Annotated in this window: 1 pseudogene; it reads left to right on the forward strand. The window is 41.3% G+C overall.

Going from position 1 to position 225, the window contains the following annotated elements:
• Positions 1-225: pseudogene (locus tag H6A61_RS16395) on the forward strand (AAA family ATPase); the annotation flags it as partial.

Here is a 225-nt window from a genome sequence, read left to right on the forward strand (position 1 = left end):
GAACTCCCACATATCTTATTCGTCTGCTTAACCATTCGCATGAGAGAATGAACGAATTTACCGGAAAATATTACACTCCGGCAGAGTTTATCGACTACAAAGCCGACGTAGAACGCCCTTTGCCTATGATATATCAAAGCGGATATCTTACAATAAAGGCTTACGACAGAGATTTCAATACCTTCCTTCTTGATTTCCCGAACAATGAAGTAAAGGGGGGATTCC

This window comes from Bacteroides caecigallinarum, assembly GCF_016901995.1.
In the GTDB taxonomy this organism is placed as follows: domain Bacteria; phylum Bacteroidota; class Bacteroidia; order Bacteroidales; family Bacteroidaceae; genus Phocaeicola; species Phocaeicola cellulolyticus.